This window comes from Microbacterium terrisoli (assembly GCF_030866805.1).
Lineage (GTDB): Bacteria > Actinomycetota > Actinomycetes > Actinomycetales > Microbacteriaceae > Microbacterium > Microbacterium terrisoli.
On record NZ_CP133019.1, the window covers coordinates 1482756 to 1502276 of the forward strand.

The following is a 19521-nucleotide window of genomic DNA, read 5'->3' on the forward strand; positions in this document are numbered from 1 at the left end:
GCGCGTCGAGGTCGCCGCACGCGCGTCGAGGTCACGGCGCGGTCAGGACGAGGCCGCCCAGCGTCGCAGCGCGGCCTCGGACGCACGGTCGGCGTCGGCCACGGCATCCGCGTCACCGTCCCGGCCCACCCACCCGCTCACGTCGATGGGTGCCGTCGCGTCCGGGTCGGCCGGTGAGGACGTCTCGGTCCGGCCGCCGATCTGCTCGCTGAAGAACGCGGTGTCGTCCGGGCCGAAGGCGTCTGTCTGCATCGATGTATCGATGCCGCCGGCGGCGCCGGGCACGCGCCCGAGCAGGGCGATGGTGTCGTCGACGTCGACCGCGTCATCGGCGAGCAGATCGTCGTCGACGACAGAGTCGGCCAGGGCGGTCAGCAGGTCCACCGCGTCATCGACGATGTCGTCGCGGCCTTCGTCGTGGCCGTGCACGAGCCAGCGGGCGAATTCGAACTCGGCGTACAGCCGCGCGCGGATGCGCAGCCAGGCGTCGGGCGTGCGCACGCTCGCTTCGGTGTAGGCGTCGAACACGTCTCGTGCAGCCTCGGGTGCGGATGCGGTCCAGCGCAGGTCGGCTGCCGGGTCGCCCACGCGCAGCCCGTGCCAGGTGAGCAGCCCCGAGACCGTGGGCACGCCGTCGCGATCGGCGAAGACGAAAGCGTCGGTGGTGGTCCCGCCCAAGGTCAGAGTCGGTTCGAATTGCCAGATGCGCGAGGCGCCGACCGCCTTGCTCCAGCGTGAGAGCAGCGACACCGGAAGACGGTGACTGGTCGCGACGCGATCCAGCAGGCGCTCGGCATCGGCGCGTGTCTGCGCCGCGGTCAGCTCCGGCAACGACTCGGCGCGTGCCACCGAGTCCGGAAGCGCGTGCACAGCGGCGATGGCCGCTCCGAGCGTGGTGGCCGTTCCGCGGCCTGCGGGAACGTCGGCGGCATCGACGCGGTAGCCGGGCAGGTGACTGACCACGATCGCCGGCGCGTCGCCGACGCGCGCCTGCCCGAGGAGGGTCGGCGCCGCGAAGGGCAGCAGGGCACGCACGCCCGAGGTCAGTGCGCGCAGGGCCCGTGCCTGCGCGGCGAGTTCGGCTGCGGTGTCGTCGTCTGTGGCCGCGCGCACCACGACGCGTCGCCCGTCCGACAACTCGGCCAGCGCCGAATCGAAGCGGCCGGCGCCGTGTTCGGTGAGCGCGCTGACCGCGATGACCGAGGCCTGCGGGACTGCCGAGGTCACAGCCGCCGCTAGAGTGAGGGGTGAGCGTGCCATGCCCCCCAGGGTAGGTCGGCGTCGGCTGCCGAAGGGGTCGCCACGCCCGGCACGGAGGGATCGATGACCGCACAATCGCGCGAGGGAAGACACAATCGGTCGTCCGGCCCGGCACCCGCGTTCGGTCGGTCCGGATTCGATCGCAGCGCCCATGAGCGCAGCGACGCAGACCTCATCGCGCGACTGCGGGGCGATGCTTCCACGCGCACGCTGGTCATCCGCGGCGATCGCGCCCAGCTGGGCGCGGACGGCGGGTTGCGCTTCCGCGGCGGCAGCGACGTGGCGGATGCCGCGCACTGGGCGTTTCTGGGCCGGGCGTCGGACGGATCGGCCATGCTGGCCGCGGTTCTCGACCCCGACGCGGCCGATCTCCCGGACGGACCCTGGGTCGCGCTACGTGCGGCCGGTGCGGGCTTGTCGGCAGAAGAGGCCGACGCCTTCGTGACGGCGGTGGCGCTGGGGCGCTGGCTGAGCGACTCCACGTACTGCCCGGCGTGCGGGGCCGCCACTCGCGTGCAGGCGGCCGGCTGGGCGCGGCGGTGCGACTCCTGCGGGCGCGAGCATTTTCCGCGCACCGACCCGGCCGTGATCATGGCGGTGGAGAGCTCCGGAGGCCCGGATCGGCTGCTGCTGGGTTCGAATGTGCTGTGGGGGCTCAATCGCTTCTCGTGCTTCGCCGGGTTCGTCGAGGCGGGCGAGTCGGCCGAGGCGGCCGTCGCCCGCGAGCTTCTCGAGGAGTCGGGCATCCAGGTCAGTGACGTGCGGTACTGCTCGTCTCAGGCGTGGCCGTACCCGCGCTCGCTCATGCTGGGCTTTCGCGCACGCGCCGTCGCCGACGACCGGGCCCGCCCCGACGGCGACGAGATCGCCGCGCTGCGCTGGTTCACCCGCGCTGAGATCGGTGAGGCCCTGCAACGCGGCGCGTGGGGCGACGATGCCGAAGGCGACGACATCCTCTTGCCGGGGCCGGCCTCGATCGCGCACCGCCTCATCGCCGACTGGTACGCGGAGGCCGAATGACCGGCCCGTTGGACGGCCTCGACCCGCAGCAGCTCGAGGCGGCCACCGCGCTGCGCGGACCGGTCTGCGTGCTGGCCGGAGCCGGTGCGGGAAAGACGCGGGTGATCACCCGGCGCATCGCGCACGGGGTCGACACCGGCGCCTATTCTCCGGGCCGGGTGATGGCAGTGACCTTCACCGCCAAGGCTGCCGGAGAGATGCGCGGGCGGCTGCGGGCGCTCGGCATCGGCGGTGTGTCCGCCCGGACGTTCCATGCCGCGGCCCTGGCCCAGCTGAACTTCTTCTGGCCGACGGTGGCGGGCGATTCTGCACCGGCGATCGTCGACAACAAGGTGCGACTGCTCGCACATGCCGCCGACGGCATCGGACTGTCGGTGGACACGGCCACGCTGCGCGACGTCGCGTCGCAGATCGAGTGGCGCAAGGTCACGATGCGATCGATCGATCGCTACGCCGCCGACAGACCGGCCGGTGTCGGAGGGCTGGGCATCGAGCGACTGGTGGACCTGCAGCGTGCCTACGAGAAGCTGAAAGACGAGCGCCGGCAGCTCGATTTCGAAGACGTGCTGCTCGCGTGCGCCGGCATGCTCGAGGCAGAGCCGCGCGTGGCTGCCGCCGTCCGTGAGCAGTACCGGCACTTCACCGTCGACGAATACCAGGATGTCTCGCCGCTGCAGAACCGTCTGCTGGAGGTGTGGCTCGGCCAGCGCCGCGACCTGTGCGTGGTGGGTGACGCGAGCCAGACGATCTATTCGTTCGCGGGTGCCGACGCGGGGTATCTGCGGGATTTCGGCACGCGGTACCCCGATGCGACCGTCGTACGGCTCTCGACGAGCTATCGGTGTGCGCAACCCGTGCTGGGCGTGGCCAACGAGCTCATGCGAGGGCGTCCCGGTGCGCTGCTCCTGCACGCTGCTGACCCTGCGGCCCCGTCGACCGAACAGCTGCCGGCAACGGCGGCGGGCGCGCCGCGACCGACGGTGACGACATTCGCGAATGACGCGGACGAGGCCGCGGGCGTGGCCTCAGCCATCGCCGCGCAGCTGCACGACGGTGCGGACCCGCGCGAGATCGCCGTGTTGTACCGTGCGCACGCCCAGTCGGTGCCGCTGCTGCAGTCGTTGGCGGCCGTGCAGATTCCGGCGACGGTGCTGGGCGGGCGACGCTTCTTCGACATTCCCGAGGTGCGCCAGGCAGTGCTCGCATTGCGGGGCGCCTCGGTCGCGCCGATCTCGCGCGGTTTCGTGGATGCCGTGCGCGACGTGCTGCGTTCTCTCGGGCTGACCGATGACCCGCCGCCGGCGGGCGGTGCGCTGCGCGACGCGTGGGAGGCCCGGCGGGCACTGCTGCGGCTGGCGGAGGAAGCACCCGCGCAGACCTCGCTGCGCGCGTTCACCGATGATCTGATGGCGCGGGCGAAAGACCAGCACGAACCCGGCATGCGGACGGTGACACTGGCGACGCTGCACGCGGCCAAGGGCCTGGAATGGCGGCACGTGCACATCATCGGCATGTCCGAAGGGCTCCTGCCGATCTCGTACGCGACGACGTTCGAGCAGATCGACGAAGAGCGGCGCCTGACCTATGTCGGCGTCACGCGGGCAGCGCTGACGCTGTCGCTGTCGTGGTCGCGCGTCGGGGATCGGATGCGGGAACGGCAGCCGTCACGCTTTCTGCGAGAGATCGGCAGCCGCACGCTGCGTGCGGTCGATGGGTCCGCCAGGAACGGCGGTGCGAGCGCGCGGACAGCGTCAGCGAGCGCGTCACGGGCGCATCGCTGACCTCGCCGACCATGCGAGCCGCCACGAGTCCCGCCTCGATGATCAGACCGCCCGGCGCCGGCGGCGGCGGAGCATGCAGCAGCTGGGTGGCCACCGCCGGCCACGCCGGATCGGCATCGCGACGGGCGGCTTCCAGGCACGTCAGGCATGCGGTCGCCCCGGGAACCACCATCGGCCCCACCGTCACCGTGTCGCCGTGCAGCACGAGAGGCAGGTGGCGGATGTCTTCGCGCAGAAGCCGGGCTGCATGACGAGGATCGACCACATGGGCTGCCACGATGAGGACGGCGTCGGCGCTGCGGGAGTCCGACGTGATCGCCGCCCCGTGTGCGCGCAGACCGGCCGTCACCTGGGCAGCTGCCGGCGCCAGTGCCGGTGAGTCGGCCTCCACGGCGACGGATGCGGCCAGGCGGGTGCCGGGCGTGATCAGCACCGGCCCGAGCAGTGCGATCAGTGCCCGTGCGTCGTCAGCGCTGGCGCCCAGCGCGAGGGCGACCGGCTCGACGGCCACGTCGGGCAGGCCGCGGGACAGCTCGGTGATCATCCGCTCCTGCCAGGGCGCGGGATGATGCAGCCGAACGGAGTCGTCAGGCCCGAATTGCAGATCGTCGGGTGTGCGCCACACCGGCGGGCGGGCGGGGTCGAGTACCAGCATCCACCGATTGTGCGTCCGGCGAGGGCGCCCACGACGGTTGTCCACAGACCGAACCCCACACGTCGGCCGGTGGCACGGCTGTGCAGGAGACGACGGTCGCTCAGACCGGGCGCGGTCCCTGCGGATCGTCGTCGGCCGGACTGTCGGTGCCGTCGTGTGCCGGCCCGCCCTGCGTGCCCTCGTCGGTGGTGGGCTCGTCAGTCGATCCCGCCTCCGGACCCTGCGCATCGAAATCACCGCGCAGCAGCGCCTCCAGCGCGTCATCCATCTCGTCACGAGGAGCCTGCTCGCCGCGCGAGCGTGCCTGCAGGCGGGCGATCAGGTCGGACGGGTCGTCGATGTCGTCGGCCGACGGCATGAGGTCGGAGTAGTCCCACAGCGCGTCGCGGTCGGTCACTCCCACCGCGTCGGTCACCGCCCGCCACATCGCCGCGGCCTCACGCATGCGGCGCGGACGCAGTTCGAGGCCGACCAGCGAACCCAGCGCCTTCTCGGCCGGTCCGCCCACCGCCCGGCGACGGCGGACGGCCTCGGCGATGCGGTCGGCGGAGGGCAGACGTCCGGTCGCATCGGCGGTCACGACCTCGACCCAGCCTTCGATCGTGGCCAGCAGGTTCTCCAGGCGCGCGAGGGCGGCCGTCTGCGCTTCGGATCGCGCCGGCAGCAGCGCGCCGCTCTCGAGCGCCTCGCGCAGTTCTTGCGGGTTGTTGGGGTCGAAGCGTCCTGCCATGTCTTCGAGCGCATCGGTGTCGACGTGCACTCCGCGTGCGAACTCGGTCACCTGGGCGATCACGTGCAGCCGCAGCCAACGCGCGTGCCGGAACAGACGCGCGTGCGCGAGTTCGCGCGTGGACAGATACAGTGCGAGCTGATCTTCGGGCACTCCGAGATCACGTCCGAAATCGGCGAAGTTCTGCGGCAGGATCGCGGCCGTGCCGGCGGGCATCACCGGGATTCCGACATCGCCGCCGGAGACCACCTGCAACGAGAGCTGTCCGATCACCTGCCCGAGCTGGGTGGCGAACATGCTGCCTCCCAGCGTGCGCATCACCTGGCCGGCACCCTGCACGAGCTGCTGCATCTCCTCGGGCGCCTGCGAGCGCAGTGCCTCGGTCAGCGCGTCGGCGATGCTCGTGGCCACGGGCTCTGCGAGCTCCTGCCACACCGGCAGGGTGGCCTCCACCCACTGTCCGCGCGTCATCGCCTGCGGCGGCGAGCCGAGGTCCGAGATGGCGGTGGCTTCGCTGAGCCACAGCGTCGCCAGCGTGAAGGCCTGGTCGAACTCGCCGCGCTGGCCGGTGGTCACACCCTTGTCGCTCTGGTTCGCGATGTGCAGTGCCTGGCGCTTGGCCAGATCCCACGCAATGCCGCCGGCAGGGGCGTTGCGCAGCGCCTGCTGCATCTGATTCATGATGCCCTGCATCATCGCCGGGTCGACGCCCAGTGCGCGCAGCTGCTCGAGCTGCTCGGGATCGGGCGTGCCCGATGCGCCGAAGAGCTGCCGCATGAGCTCGGCGAAATCGTCCTCGGGGGAGCGGTCGTCGTCTGCCACTTCAGTCGCCTTTCAGCAGGGTGTCCGCGTGTGGTTCTACGCTAGTCGCACGGATCCCGGTGATCTGCGACCGAGGGCTCCTCACCTGTACGCCGGTCGCGAACGAGGTGGGAAGGACTCCTGTGGCTCTGTTCGACGAGAACGTGACGGTCGCGCCCGCGCCGCGCCGACGGCGCCCCCGGGGCACCGTCATCGGCATCTGGGCGATCAGTGTGGCGGTGGTGGTGCTGCTGATTCTCACGTTCCTGCCGACGGCCTACGTGATCCAGCGACCCGGACCGGTGTTCGACACGCTCGGCAGTGCGCAGAACGCGTCCGGCAAAGAGGTGCCGCTGATCACCGTGTCGGGTGCGCCGACCTATCCGACGGCCGGCGCGCTGTTCCTTCTGACCGTTCAGGTGGTCGGAAACCCGCAGCAGACGCCGTCGTGGCTGCAGCTGGCCGGCGCGTGGTTCGATCCGTCTCGTGCGGTCGTGCCGATCCAGGCCGTCTTCCCCGCCGGCCAGACGTCGCAGGAGCGCGACCAGGAGTCGGCGGAGATGATGGTCGACTCGCAGAAGGAGGCGACAGCGGCGGCTCTGACCGAACTCGGCTACACCGTGACGCCCAAGCTGACGGTCTACTCGCTGGTCGAGGACTCGGCATCCGATGGCATTCTGCAGAAGGGCGACGTGATCACCGAGGCCGACGGCACGAAGATCACGGATGCCGACACCCTGCGCGATGTGATCGCCAAGGGTGACGGCGCGCCGGTCGCGATGACCATCATCAGAGACGGCAAGACCGAGCACGTGTCGGTGACCCCGAAGCAGGCCACCGTGGACGGCAAGACGGCGTGGCTGATCGGGGTGACACTGACCACGGACTTCGACTTCCCCGTCGATGTGACCTTGCAGCTGAACGACGTGGGCGGCCCGTCGGCGGGCATGATGTTCGCGCTGGGCATCATCGACACGATGACTCCGGGTGAGCTGAACGGCGGCAAGAAGATCGCCGGGACCGGCACCATCGATGCGAAGGGAGACGTCGGTGCGATCGGGGGCATCCGGCAGAAGCTTTTCGGGGCCGCCGACGCGGGAGCACGCTACTTCCTGGCCCCGGCATCCAACTGCGATGAAGTCGTCGGGCACGTCCCCTCGGGCCTGCGCGTGTTCGCAGTGAAGAAGCTCGATGACTCGATGCGGGTGCTCGAAGCGGTCAGCGCCGGCGGCGATCTGAATGCACTGCCGACCTGTCACTGACCCGTTCGGCGTACGCACACGCGCGGCCTCCTAGGATGAGTGGGTGACCTCCACACCCGCACCCGCCCCGGCCACGCCCCGCCGTTCTCGTCGTGTCATCGCGATCTCGCTCGTCATCATCGCCGTGCTGGTGGTGGCCTTCTTCGTCTTCGCGAATCTGTACACCGACTGGCTCTGGTACGACCAGCTCGGTTTCCAGACCGTTCTGGTCACCGGCTGGGGCTGGCGCATCGGCATGTTCGCCATCGGCTTCTTCGGCATGGCCGTTCCGGTGTGGCTGTGCATCCAGCTGGCCTATCGGCTGCGCCCCGTGTACGCACGGCTCAGCTCGCAGCTGGACCGCTACCAAGAGGTCGTCGAGCCGCTGCGGCGGTTGGCGATGTGGGGGATCCCGATCTTCTTCGGCTTCTTCGCCGGGTTCGCCGCATCCACGCAATGGGAGACGGCTGCGCTGTGGGTCAACGGCGTGACCACGAAGGTCACCGACCCGCAGTTCCACCTGGATACCGGCTTCTACATGTTCGCGATGCCGTTCTACAGTGCGCTGCTCGGGTTCAGCTCGGCCGTGCTGCTGATCTGCCTGCTGGTGTCGGCGGTGGTGTCGTACCTCTACGGTTCGGTGCGCGTCGCCCAGCGCGAGCTGCGCATCTCGAAGGCCGCGCGCATCCAGTTCGCCGTGCTGGCCGGCGTCTACCTGCTCCTGCAGGCGGCCAGCCTCTGGCTGGACCGCTACAAGACACTGGTCGCCGACAACGGTCAGATCACGGGGCCGGACTACACCACCGTGAATGCGGTGATCCCCGGACAGATGATCCTGGCGATCATCGCCGCGATCGTGGCGATCCTGTTCTTCGTCACTGCGGTGGTGGGACACTGGCGCTACCCCCTGATCGCGACCGGACTGCTGATCGTCTCGGCGATCGTGCTGGGCATGGCGTATCCGTGGGTCGTCAATGCCGTGCAGGTGCGCCCGAACCAGCTGAACCTGCAGGCCGACTACGTGCAGAAGAACATGAAGGCGACCGACGTCGCCTATGGCCTGGACGACATGCAGACCACGGACTTCGCGGCCAAGACGAACGTCACGAAGGGACAGCTGCGCTCGGACGCGCAGACCACCGCGCAGATCCGCATCATGGACCCGGCCATCATCGGACCGACCGTGCAGCAGCTCGAGCAGTACCGCTCGTACTACCAGTTCAAGAATCCCCTGGACGTCGACCGCTACAACATCGGCGGGCAGTCGCAGGACTCCGTCGTATCGGTGCGTGAACTGAACCTGTCGGCGCTGGGTGCCCAGGCGACGTGGCAGAACACGACGCAGATCTATACGCACGGTTACGGCCTGGTGGTCGCCAAGGGCAATGCCCGCACCACCGACGGCAAGCCGGTGTTCTTGGAGCGCGGCATCCCGAGCAGTGGGTTCCTCACCGCGGAGGACTATCAGCCCCGCGTGTACTTCGGTGAGAACTCGCCGACGTACTCGATCGTCGGCGGCCCGAAGGGGTCGGCGCCGATCGAGCTGGACTACCTGTCCGGTACCGACAAAGAGGTCAAGACCACCTTCACCGGCAACGGCGGCCCGAACGTGGGCAGCTGGTTCAACCGGCTGGTGTACGCCCTGAAGTTCCAGTCGGAGCAGATCCTGTTCTCGGACAGCATCAACCCCGAGTCGCAGATCCTCTACGACCGCAACCCGGCCCAGCGCGTGCACCAGGTCGCGCCGTACCTGACACTGGACAGCGACGCATACCCGACGGTCGTGGACGGCCGGATCGTGTGGGTCGTCGACGGCTACACGGCCAGCGCCGACTACCCGTACTCGCACAAGACGAGCTTCTCGAAGGCCATCGCCGACTCGTCGAACCCCACCCCGTCGATCGCGATGGACGACATCAACTACATCCGCAACTCGGTGAAGGCCACTGTGGACGCATACGACGGGCACGTCACGCTCTATGCCTGGGACGATCAGGACCCGGTGCTGAAGGCGTGGCAGAAGATCTACCCGAACACGGTCAAGCCGCTGTCGGCGATGTCGGGGGAGCTGATCAGCCACGTGCGATACCCCACCGATCTGTTCAAGGTGCAGCGCTCGATCCTCGGGACGTACCACGTCAGCGACCCGCAGTCGTTCATCCGCGGCGACAACCAGTGGCTCACGCCCAACGACCCGCAGAACAGCCAGGAGCTGCAGCCGCCGTATTACTTGACGATGGCGATGCCCGGCCAGGATGCGCCGCAGTACTCGATGTTCACCAGCTACATTCCGCAGGGTTCGAGCGATACCTCGCGCAACGTGCTGATGGGGTATCTCGCGGTGGACTCGAATGCCGGTGACAAATCCGGCGCCAAGCGCGCCGACTACGGCAAGCTGCGCATGCTCGAGATCAGTGCGGAGACACCCGTTCCCGGTCCCGGTCAGGTGCAGGCGAACTTCGACGCGCAGCCCGAGGTGTCGCAATACATCAACCTGCTCAAACAAGGCCAGTCTCAGGTGCTCCCCGGCAACCTGCTGACGCTGCCGGTCGGCGGCGGCTTCCTGTATGTGCAGCCTGTGTTCGTGCAGTCCTCGGGTGAGACGAAGGTGCCGACCCTGCAGCGGGTGCTGGTAGCGTTCGGCGACCAGATCGCATTCGAAGACACGCTGGCCGATGCCCTCAACTCGCTGTTCGGCGGCGACTCCGGAGCCTCCACGGGCGATGAGAACGTCACCCCGACCCCGGCACCGTCACCATCGGGCACGGAAACGACCAAACCCGGCACGGGCGGCCCGACCAGCCCCGGCACGTCGGTCGAGTTCCAGGCAGCGCTGCAGCAGGCAAAGACCGCCCTTGCGGACCGGCAGGCGGCGCTCGCGAGGGGCGACTGGACGGCGTACGGCAAGGCCGACGCCGAGCTGACCAAGGCGATCGACGCGCTGCTGAAGCTGGAGGGCCAGCAGCCCTGACCTCCCCGCCGGTCGAAATCATGTGATCTCGACCTCGACACACCGTTTTGACGTCAATTCGATGTGCCCCCGTCGAAGTCACATGATTTCGGCAAGCGGGCGGCGTCGCTGCAGCGCTCGGTGCGGGCGTGTCTGGGGCGAGGCGGAGGTCCGAGTGCGTTCGATTCGCCCCGTCGGGGTCCGCGTGTTAGGCTGTTCAACGTGCCGCGGGGTGGAGCAGCTCGGTAGCTCGCTGGGCTCATAACCCAGAGGTCGTAGGTTCAAATCCTGCCCCCGCAACAAGATGAAGGCCCTCGCGAAAGCGAGGGCCTTCTGCTTTGCAGGCGGTCCGGGTGCGAGCTCAGCGCCGGTACTCGGACCGCCAGCGCACGAGCGGGCGGGCGCCCGCGGGCGCATCCGATCCCATCGCGACCACGCGTCCGACCACGAGCCGATGTGTGGCAACCGGGTGCACATCCGTCACCCGCAGTTCGAACCATGCCAGGGCGCCTTCGATCAGGGCCGGACCGTGAGGTTCGCGGCGGAAGAAGGGCACCTGATCGAGCAATCCCACCAGCGGCGCACCGCCCCAGCCGAGCCTGTCGGCGACCGACCCTTGGCGGTCGGTGAGAAGATTCAGGGTGAACCGTCCCGTGTCGACCACGACATCCGCCATTCTCGACAGCTCATACAGGCTGACGAGCATCGTCGGCGGGTCGTAAGACACCGATAGGAAGTCCGTGACGGTCACCGCATGGTCCCATCTGCCCTGCCGTGCAGTGAGCACCGCCACCCCCTTGGCCGCGTGCGTGGAAGCCGTCTTGTACGCGTCCTCGTCCGCCGAGGTGGGCACCTCGGCGAGCACACGACCGGCGTCTCGCGGAGGTGACCCGGCCGGACCTCCGACGGAATGCCGAGGGATGCCGGAACCCGCGCCGGTCAGCGCGTTCGCGGGGCCGGCCTCGGCAGACATCAGGCGTTCGCGTGCGCGTGCCCGTGCACGGCGTCCAACGCGTTCAGCGCAATGACCGAGTGCGCATACGCTCCGCCAGCGCGCATCTCGGCGGCGACCCAGATCGCCTCCATGATCTCCTCGTCCGAGGCTCCCTTGCGCGAGGCCAGCTTCGTGTGGCTGTCGATGCAGTAGGGGCACTGCGTGGTATGCGCGACGGCGACGGCGATCAGCTGCTTGGTCTTCTCGTCCAGGGCGCCCTCAGCGAACACCTGCGCGCTGAACGCCTCGAATGCCGCAGCCGTGTCGGGAGCAAGTTCGCGACGCTTGCGCGCCATCTCGGGGGTGCGCTTGGGGTACATCGAGTCGGTCATGAGAATCCTTTCGTTGGTCTGTTCCAGGCTATGCCCGCTGCGACACGGGTTGCCCGGGGCGCGCACCACCGCGAGGATGGAAGCATGACCGAGGCGATCCCCACTGACGTGCCGACGGCCGAGCCGGTGGCGCTTGCCGTCGCGCAGTTCGCGCCGACGACGGATGCCTCGGCCAACCTCGAGCAGATCACCGCTCTGACCGCCCTCGCGGTCGCCCGCGGCGCGGGCGTCGTGGTCTTCCCGGAATACTCCAGCGCGTTCCTGGATCCGTTCGATGAGAGTCTGGCCGGCCACGCGCAGCCCCTCGACGGCCCGTTCACGGCCGCGCTGACCCGCCTGGCCGCCGAGCACGACATCCACATCGTCGCGGGTCTGCTCGAACGCGCGCATGCCTCCCGCGTGCACAACACACTCGTCGCCGTCGGCGGCGACGGGATCCGCGCCCGGTACCGCAAGACGCATCTGTACGACGCGTTCGGGCAGCGTGAATCCGACTGGGTCGAGCCGGGGGAGCTCGCCGAGCCCGAGACATTCGTCGTGGGCGGGGTGCGCTTCGGACTGCAGACCTGCTACGACCTGCGCTTTCCCGAAGTGACGCGGACTGTCGCCGATGCCGGGGCCGATGCCGTCCTGGTGCCCGCGCAGTGGGTGCGGGGACCGCTCAAAGAGATGCACTGGCGCACTCTGATCCAAGCGCGTGCGATCGAGAACACCGTCTATGTCGCCGGTGCCGATCATCCGCCGCCGCTCGGAGTGGGAAACTCCATGATCGTCGACCCGCAGGGTGTCACCGTCGCGGCCGTCGGCACTGCGACCGACGTCGCCGTGGCCTCGGTGAGCCCCGCAGCCATCGCCGCCGTGCGACGGATCAACCCGTCCCTTGCATTGCGCCGCTATCGCGTGGTGCCGCGCTGACCGCACTGCCTTGGCCGCACTGCCGTGACCACCGCACGGCGCTGCCTCAGCGCAGCCGCTGCAGACGGGCTGAGGCATCCTCGATCACGTCCACCCGCTTGCAGGCGGCGAACCGTACGAACGACGCGTAGCGCGCACGATGGGCAGGCGTGACGAACGCGGTCAGGGGAATGCCGACCACACCGGCGCGCTCGGGCAGGTCGCGGCAGAATTGCGCGGCGTCCGTGACCGCGAGCGGTGCGGCGTCGGCGACCGTGAAATACGTGCCCTGCGGCGGCAGCACCGTGAATCCGGCAGCGGACAGGCCGCTGCCCAGCAGGGCGCTCTTGGCACGCATCGTCGCGGCGATCCCGGTGAAATACGCATCGGGCAGCCGCAGCGCCGTCGCGATCGCCGGCTGGAAGGGCGTTCCGCCGGCATATGTGAGGAACTGCTTGACGGCCAGCACGGCGTCGACGAGGTCGGCAGGACCCGTGAACCAGCCGATCTTCCAGCCGGTCACCGAAAAGCTCTTGGCCGCCGACGAGATCGACAGCGTGCGCTCCCATGCCCCCGGCAGCGTCGCGATCGGCACGTGGGGCCCGTCGAACACCAGGTGCTCGTACACCTCGTCGGTCACGATGACCGCGTCGTGTCGTTCGGCCAGCCGCACGACTTCTTCGCGGACGGCGTCGGTGAACACCATGCCGGTGGGGTTGTGCGGATCGTTGACGAGGATCACGCGCGTGCGATCGGTCACGGCAGCCCGCAGCTCGTCGAGGTCGGGCTGGAAGTCCGGCGCCCGCAACGGCACGGGCACCAGGCGGGCGCCCGCCAGCGCGACGCACGCCGCATAGGAGTCGTAGTAGGGCTCGAAGACCACGACCTCGTCGTCCGGTTCGCCGGTCAGTGCGAGGATCGCCGCGGCGATGGCCTCGGTGGCACCCGCGGTGATGATGATGTCACGCTCGGGGTCGAGGATCGTTCCGTAGAAGCGGCGCTGGTGCTCGGCGACCGCAGTGCGCAGCTCCAGGATGCCGCGTCCGGGCGGGTACTGGTTGGCGCCCTCCGCGATCGCCCGACGTGCCGCATCGAGCACTTCGGCCGGGCCGTCTTCGTCGGGAAAGCCCTGACCGAGATTGACCGCCCCTGTTCGGGTGGCGAGTGCGCTCATCTCTGCGAAAATGGTGGGGATGCCGCGGCCGTCCTCGTCGAGCAGACCTGCGCCCTCAGCGGTGCGGCGCCAGGCGCCGGAGAAGTCTCGCACGCCGTCCACGCTACTCGCACGGCACACACGTGGCTCACATAGCTACGCCGGAGACTCGCCATAAGCAAAACACAGAATTCATCGGCATGCTTGTCTCAACAGCGTGAAGGAGCAACGATGAGCGACAACCAGGGCAACCGTCCCGAGGAAGAGAACGCGACCCCCGCGCAGCCGGTGCAGCCCGTGGCTTCGCCCGGTGCGGCAGAGCAGATTCCGCCGCGGCCGCCGGCACCTCAGCCGGCGTCGGCAGACCAGCCGACGACCCCGATTCCCCCCGCCCAGCAGACCCCTCAGCACGCCCAGGGCCAGCCGGCACAGGCACAGCCGCCGTACGGCCAGGCGCAGCCGGTATACGGCCAGGCTCCCGCCGCAGGCGCCTCTCCCGCTGCGCCGTCCGCTGCGCCGCAGGCCGGTCCCCAGACCCACCCCACGCAGCCGTATCCCGGTGCTGGCTTCGGCATCCCCGCGCCCGCGACCGACAGCACGTCTCCGGCCCCGGCGCCTGCCAAAGCGAAGTCGGGCGCAGGCAAGATCACCGCGCTGATCGTCGCGGCGGCCGTGGTCGGAGGCGCCGTCGGGCTCGGCGGTGCATGGGCGGGCTTCAACCTCTGGGGTCCCGCCGACAATTCGGCGGCAGCGGGCCCGAGCGTGGTCACGGTCAACAACCCCGACAGCGTGAACGCGACGTCGGCGATCGCGACGAAGGTCGTGCCCAGCGTCGTCACGATCAACGTGTCGGCCGGCAACAACGGCGGAACCGGCTCCGGCGTCGTGCTGAACAAGGACGGCTACATCCTGACCAACACGCACGTCGTGACGCTTGACGGCGAGAGCGGCGACGCCTCGATCTCGGTGACGACCTCAGACGGCCACATCTATCAGGCCAGCCTTGTGGGCACCGACCCGGTGTACGACCTGGCAGTGATCAAGCTCAAGGGCGCGGACGATCTCACTCCCATCAGCTGGGGCGACTCGTCGGCGCTGAACGTCGGCGACCAGACGGTGGCGATCGGCGCGCCGCTGGGCCTGTCGAACTCGGTGACCACCGGCATCGTCAGCGCATTGAACCGCTCGATCGAGATCGCCTCGTCAGCGGCGCCCAAGGGCGGAAGCAGCGACAACGGCCAGAACGGCGACAACGGCCAGAACGGCGGCAGCCCGTTCTTCTTCGACTTCGGTCAGGGCCAGGGTCAGTCCGCCCAGAAGCCCACCGAGTCGATCAAGATCGCGGTGATCCAGACCGACGCGCCGATCAACCCCGGCAACTCCGGCGGTGCGCTGGTGGACAGTCAGGGGCGCCTGGTCGGCATCAACGTCGCGATCGCCTCGACGGGCAGCACATCGTCGTCGTCACAGGCCGGATCGATCGGTGTGGGCTTCTCGATCCCGTCCGATATCGCGCACCGCATCGCGGACGACCTCGTCAAGGACGGCTCGGCCAGTCACGGCCTGCTGGGCGCGAGCGTGCGGGACGCCTCGAGCGTGCAGGGGGCGACCATCACCGGCGCGTATGTCGTGGAGACCACCGCCGGCGGGGGAGCGGCCAAAGCGGGCCTGCAGGCGGGGGACATCATCACGTCGTTCAACGGCGTGCCCGTCACCGGTGCGGTGGACCTGACCGCACAGGTGCGCGCCGACGCCGCCGGCTCGACCGCGAAGCTCAGCTACGTGCGCGACGGTCGCACGCAGAACACCGAGGCGACCCTCGGCACCCTCAAGTAGGTCGAATGGGAAGGACGCCACCCCGCGATAGGCTCGCGGGGTGGCGTCCTTCTCGTTCAGCTCGGGCAACGCGGCCAAGCTGTTGCGGGTGCCGCTGTACGCTGCCGGGCGCGTGGCGACGCTGCTGATCCCGCGTACGCGCGACGACTGGGTGTTCGGGTGCGGCGCGGGCATCGGCGACGGTGCCCTCGCCCTGTGGGAGCAGACGGCCACCGAAGCACGGCGGGCCGTGTGGCTGACCGGCTCGGCACACGAGGCGCGCGATGCGGCAGCCCGCGGCATCCCGAGCCTGCCCAAGCATTCGCTGCGTGGATTCTGGCGCACGGCGCGGGCGCGGGTGCTGGTTGTCACGCACGGTTTCGGCGACGTGAACCGCTACGCCGTGGACGGCGCTTTCATCGTGCAGCTGTGGCACGGCATTCCGCTCAAGCGCATCGGCATCGATTCCCCGGAGACGGTCCGGGTACCCGGCCCGTTGCAGCGGATGCCGGGGGCCGCGATCATGCGTCGGCTGATCGGCGCGCTCTACCGTCGCACGACGCGCAAGATCGACCTGATCCCCGCTGCGTCGCACCTGGTGCGCGGGCGCCTCGAGTCGGCGTTCTCGTTGACCGAGTCACATGTGCCGGTCACCGGCGAACCGCGGGTGGACGTGCTGTCGCAGCAGGATGCGGTGACCCGCCGTGAGAATGCGCTCGGGGCCGTGCGCACCGCGGTGGGCGACACGGGCGCTTGCGTGCTCGTCCTGTACGCGCCGACCTGGCGTGACGGGGCGCAGGACCCGGCCGTTCCGACGGACGCGGAATGGGATCGGATCGGCGAGGTGCTGGCACGGCGCGATGCGGTGCTGCTGGTGAGGTCGCACCCCCTGGGCGCGGGCGCGTATCGACCGCCCGAGCATCTCCGGCAGCGGGTGCGCACGATCGGCAGCGATCTGGTCAACGACATCACGCCGCTGTTGCCGGGGATCGATGTGCTCGTGACGGATTATTCGTCGCTGGCCTTCGATGCCGCGCTCGTTCCGGTGCCGACGGTGTTCTTCGCGCCCGACCTGGCCGACTACGTCGCCCGGCGCGGCATGTACGGCACCTATGCCGATGTGGCCGGACCCGACGCGCACGAGAGGTCTGACGCAGACCGCGGATGGGCGCGCGACTGGGATGAGACGCTCGCGCAGTTGGATGCCGTGCTGTCCGGTGGCGACGAGCTGGAGGCGCGGGTCGCGCGCGCCCGTGACCTTTCCGATCGGGTGCACGCGTTCGCCGACGGGCGCAACGCTCAGCGTGTGAGCGCCGCGATCGCCGTACGGCTCGCATCCGACGACCGACGACACCGCCGACGGCGGAGAGGACGACCGTGACCCAGGCACGATTCCAGACGCACCCCACTCCTGCCCTCGTCCTGAGGGGCACCGGTCCCCGCCCGGTGCGTGCAGAGCTGATCGGTGCACGCGCGCGGGTCTCCGGGACGATCACGGGGGGCGGCAAGACGTGGCGGATCGTGCTGCCCTTGCATGCTTCGCGCTGGCGCGGGCCCGTTCTGCCCCTGCCGTCCGGTCAGTACGGCCTGACCGTCGAGGGCGCATCGGGATCGGACGTTGCGGACTGGGATCCGCTGCCGGTGACCATGCTGGGCACTCTGCGCGCGACATTGGAGGGCACGCAGCTGCAGATCGGGCCGCCGCTGGACCCTGCCTATGATTCCTGGGAGGGGCAGGCTGCTCTGGAGCGGCGCTATGCGACGCGCCCGAGCGACGTGCTGGAGAACGCCGTGTTCTTCGAGAGCTTCTACGGGCGCAATGCGAGTGACAATCCGGCCGCGATCGATCGTGAGATCGCTCGTCGGGCGCCCGGCGTGGTGCGGTATTGGAGCGTGGTCGATCTTTCGGTCGCGGTCCCCGACGGTGCGGTCGCGATCGTGGAAGGCACTCCCGATTGGTGGCGCGCACGCGGGGCCGCGCGCCTGCTGGTGATCAACGACTGGCTGCGGCGCCGCTTCGAGCGCGGAAGCGGGCAGCACGTGATCCAGACCTGGCACGGCACGCCGCTGAAGCGTCTGGCGCTGCAGCGGTCAGGCTTCGCACCGCGGCGCATGTTCGCCGTGCTGCGCGAGTCGCGGCGCTGGGACGTGCTGCTCGCGCAGAACCCCTATGGTGCGAGAATCCTGCGCCGTGCCTACGCCTTCGGCCGCAAACCCGTGTGGGTGGAGGGATACCCGCGCAACGACGTGCTCGCCGCCGATCACGCGGCGGACGGCAGGTCGAAGGTGCGCGCGGCGCTCGGCATCGGGGCGGATGAGCGCGTGCTGCTGTATGCCCCGACCTGGCGCGACGACCGGGAGCAGATCGTCGAGTTCCTCGAACTCGAGGCGCTGGCGGCCGAGACGGGTTCGGTGGTGCTGGTGCGCGGGCATTCGCGCACCCTGATTCCGGGTCGGGATGCCGCCGGCTCGCGGGTGATCGACGTCACGGCATTCGGCGACACCGCGCAGCTGATGCTCGCCGCTGACGCGCTGATCACCGACTATTCATCCGTCATGTTCGACTTCTCCGTCACGGGGAAGCCGATGTACTTCTTCGTGCCCGACATGGAGCACTTCCGTGGTGAGCTGCGGGGGTTCTATTTCGATCTCGCGGCCCGGGCGCCGGGACCCGTCGTACGCACTCAGCGGGAGCTGACTGAAGCGATCCTCGCAGAGGACGCGGCACCTTACGCGCAGAAGTATGCGCAATGGCGTGAGCGGTTCAACGCGCGTGAGGACGGCCACGCTGCCGAGCGCGTGGTGTCCCGCATCCTGGATCAGGGATTCATCGGCCGCTGACGGCCGCGGTCACGGCAGCGGCGTGTTGCGCGAGCCCAGCCGTGAGGTGTCGACGGTGTCGTGGGCGCCGGTGGCCACACCCGACAGGAACCCTGCACCCCACGAGAGGTGCATTGTGGGCAGCACCGCCAGGGTCCACAGCTTGTCGCGCCATCCGGTGCCTCCTCCGTCTCCGGCGGCGACGATGATCAGCAGCGCGACGTACGCGACCAGCGGAAGGTAGACGATCGACAGCAGCAGTGAAAGCCACCCGGTCACGATGCCGGTCACCTGCAGCACACCGAAGATGATCGCGGCGGCGACGACGAGCACGAGTGCGGGCGGGGCGAAGAAGCGCAGCGGGTTGCGCCAGGCGAAGCGGCGCACCAGTTCACCGCGCCAGGCGCCGGTCGCGCGGAACTGCTGCGCGAGCCGTACCCAGCTCTCGCGGGGCCAATACGTGACCGACAGGGCCGGGTCGAACCAGACGCGGTAGCCGGCGCTGCGGATCCGCAGGTTCAGCTCCCAATCCTCGCCCCGACGGATCGTCTCGTCGAACAGCCCCACTTCGTCCAGCACGGCGCGGCGCATGACCCCGAGGTAGGCGGATTCCGCCTCTCCCGCGTGCGTGCTGCCGTGGTAGGCGCCGCCACCCAGCCCGATCGGGGAGTTGTAGGCGCGCGCGACGGCGCGCTGGAACGGCGTGCGGCCGTCGGCGCGCATCACACCTCCGACATTGGCAGCCCGGGTCTCGGCGAGGGTTGCCAGCGCCGCTCTCGTGTAGTGGGGCGAGAGCTCGGAGTGCGCGTCGACGCGCACGACCGTGGGGCGGCTGCTGGCCTTGATCGCCAGGTTCAATCCCTTGGGGATGTCGGCGCCGGGGTTTTCGACCAGGACGATCCGCTCATCGGCTTCGGCCAGTCGCCGCGCGAGTTCGTTCGTGCCGTCCGTGGAAGGCCCCAGTGCCAGGATCAGCTCGGACGGCCCGTCGGTCTGCTGGGCGAGAACGGTCTGGACCGCGCGCTGCAGGTAGGCGACCTCGTTGAGCACGGGCATCACGAACGACACGCCGGCG

Annotated in this window: 14 protein-coding genes and 1 tRNA gene; 9 read left to right on the forward strand and 6 right to left on the reverse strand. The window is 69.5% G+C overall.

The window, feature by feature from the left end; all coding sequences use genetic code 11:
• Window positions 1-42: 42 nt before the first annotated feature.
• Entirely contained in the window at window positions 43-1260 is a 1218-nt protein-coding gene (locus QU603_RS06295; RefSeq protein ID WP_308493639.1) for a protein kinase family protein, read from the reverse strand.
• 63 nt (window positions 1261-1323) lie between these two features.
• Between QU603_RS06295 and nudC the strand changes: the two genes are divergently transcribed.
• Both nudC and QU603_RS06305 read left to right on the forward strand, forming a co-directional pair.
• A complete protein-coding gene (nudC, locus tag QU603_RS06300) occupies window positions 1324-2280 on the forward strand; it encodes an NAD(+) diphosphatase (RefSeq protein WP_308493640.1) in 957 nt (318 codons plus the stop codon).
• Window positions 2277-4061 carry an ATP-dependent helicase gene (locus tag QU603_RS06305; RefSeq protein ID WP_308493641.1) on the forward strand — a complete coding sequence of 595 codons (1785 nt, stop codon included), beginning with the start codon at window positions 2277-2279 and terminating at the stop codon, window positions 4059-4061. Before nudC ends, QU603_RS06305 begins: the two co-directional genes overlap by 4 nt.
• Window positions 4062-4816: 755 nt before the next feature.
• On the opposite strand, the gene QU603_RS06310 is transcribed toward QU603_RS06305, so the two are convergent.
• Window positions 4817-6268 (reverse strand): zinc-dependent metalloprotease, encoded by a 1452-nt coding sequence (locus QU603_RS06310; protein ID WP_308493642.1) that lies wholly within the window; start codon window positions 6266-6268, stop codon window positions 4817-4819.
• A gap of 122 nt (window positions 6269-6390) precedes the next feature.
• Between QU603_RS06310 and QU603_RS06315 the strand changes: the two genes are divergently transcribed.
• The 3 genes from QU603_RS06315 (at window position 6391) to QU603_RS06325 (ending at window position 10738) form a co-directional block, all read left to right on the forward strand.
• Window positions 6391-7509 carry a YlbL family protein gene (locus QU603_RS06315; protein WP_308493643.1) on the forward strand — a complete coding sequence of 373 codons (1119 nt, stop codon included), beginning with the start codon at window positions 6391-6393 and terminating at the stop codon, window positions 7507-7509.
• 43 nt (window positions 7510-7552) lie between these two features.
• Window positions 7553-10459 carry a UPF0182 family membrane protein gene (locus QU603_RS06320; RefSeq protein ID WP_308493644.1) on the forward strand — a complete coding sequence of 969 codons (2907 nt, stop codon included), beginning with the start codon at window positions 7553-7555 and terminating at the stop codon, window positions 10457-10459.
• A 205-nt stretch (window positions 10460-10664) separates the two neighbouring features.
• Window positions 10665-10738 (forward strand) — tRNA-Met (locus QU603_RS06325).
• A 61-nt stretch (window positions 10739-10799) separates the two neighbouring features.
• Here the strand turns inward: QU603_RS06325 and QU603_RS06330 are convergent.
• The gene (locus QU603_RS06330; RefSeq protein WP_308493645.1) at window positions 10800-11411 is read right to left on the reverse strand and encodes a flavin reductase family protein; all 612 of its coding nucleotides are present in this window, start codon (window positions 11409-11411) and stop codon (window positions 10800-10802) included.
• The gene (locus tag QU603_RS06335; protein WP_308493646.1) at window positions 11411-11764 is read right to left on the reverse strand and encodes a carboxymuconolactone decarboxylase family protein; all 354 of its coding nucleotides are present in this window, start codon (window positions 11762-11764) and stop codon (window positions 11411-11413) included. The genes QU603_RS06330 and QU603_RS06335 overlap by 1 nt, the downstream gene beginning before the upstream one ends.
• 84 nt (window positions 11765-11848) lie before the next feature.
• Between QU603_RS06335 and QU603_RS06340 the strand changes: the two genes are divergently transcribed.
• Window positions 11849-12679 carry a carbon-nitrogen hydrolase family protein gene (locus tag QU603_RS06340; protein ID WP_308493647.1) on the forward strand — a complete coding sequence of 277 codons (831 nt, stop codon included), beginning with the start codon at window positions 11849-11851 and terminating at the stop codon, window positions 12677-12679.
• A 46-nt stretch (window positions 12680-12725) separates the two neighbouring features.
• Here the strand turns inward: QU603_RS06340 and QU603_RS06345 are convergent, their stop codons facing one another.
• On the reverse strand, window positions 12726-13925 hold the full coding sequence (locus tag QU603_RS06345; protein WP_308493648.1) for an aminotransferase class I/II-fold pyridoxal phosphate-dependent enzyme: 1200 nt from the start codon (window positions 13923-13925) through the stop codon (window positions 12726-12728).
• Between the two features lie 117 nt (window positions 13926-14042).
• Between QU603_RS06345 and QU603_RS06350 the strand changes: the two genes are divergently transcribed.
• The 3 genes from QU603_RS06350 to QU603_RS06360 are packed head-to-tail and all read left to right on the forward strand — an operon-like array spanning window position 14043 to window position 18467.
• A complete protein-coding gene (locus tag QU603_RS06350) occupies window positions 14043-15647 on the forward strand; it encodes a S1C family serine protease (RefSeq protein ID WP_308493649.1) in 1605 nt (534 codons plus the stop codon).
• Between the two features lie 40 nt (window positions 15648-15687).
• Entirely contained in the window at window positions 15688-17007 is a 1320-nt protein-coding gene (locus QU603_RS06355) for a CDP-glycerol glycerophosphotransferase family protein (protein WP_308493650.1), read from the forward strand.
• Window positions 17004-18467: a CDP-glycerol glycerophosphotransferase family protein gene (locus QU603_RS06360; protein WP_308493651.1), complete on the forward strand. Its 1464-nt coding sequence runs from the start codon at window positions 17004-17006 to the stop codon at window positions 18465-18467. The genes QU603_RS06355 and QU603_RS06360 overlap by 4 nt, the downstream gene beginning before the upstream one ends.
• Window positions 18468-18476: 9 nt before the next feature.
• On the opposite strand, the gene QU603_RS06365 is transcribed toward QU603_RS06360, so the two are convergent.
• Entirely contained in the window at window positions 18477-19514 is a 1038-nt protein-coding gene (locus QU603_RS06365; protein ID WP_502572644.1) for a glycosyltransferase family 2 protein, read from the reverse strand.
• Window positions 19515-19521: the final 7 nt, after the last annotated feature.

Excerpts from the sequence above, each read along its gene's own strand:
- QU603_RS06295 (WP_308493639.1), bottom strand. The coding sequence starts at position 1,260 with ATGGCACGCTCACCCCTCACTCTAGCGGCGGCTGTGACCTCGGCAGTC.
- nudC (WP_308493640.1), top strand. The coding sequence starts at position 1,324 with ATGACCGCACAATCGCGCGAGGGAAGACACAATCGGTCGTCCGGCCCG.
- QU603_RS06305 (WP_308493641.1), top strand. The coding sequence starts at position 2,277 with ATGACCGGCCCGTTGGACGGCCTCGACCCGCAGCAGCTCGAGGCGGCC.
- QU603_RS06330 (WP_308493645.1), bottom strand. The coding sequence starts at position 11,411 with ATGTCTGCCGAGGCCGGCCCCGCGAACGCGCTGACCGGCGCGGGTTCC.
- QU603_RS06335 (WP_308493646.1), bottom strand. The coding sequence starts at position 11,764 with ATGACCGACTCGATGTACCCCAAGCGCACCCCCGAGATGGCGCGCAAG.
- QU603_RS06340 (WP_308493647.1), top strand. The coding sequence starts at position 11,849 with ATGACCGAGGCGATCCCCACTGACGTGCCGACGGCCGAGCCGGTGGCG.
- QU603_RS06350 (WP_308493649.1), top strand. The coding sequence starts at position 14,043 with ATGAGCGACAACCAGGGCAACCGTCCCGAGGAAGAGAACGCGACCCCC.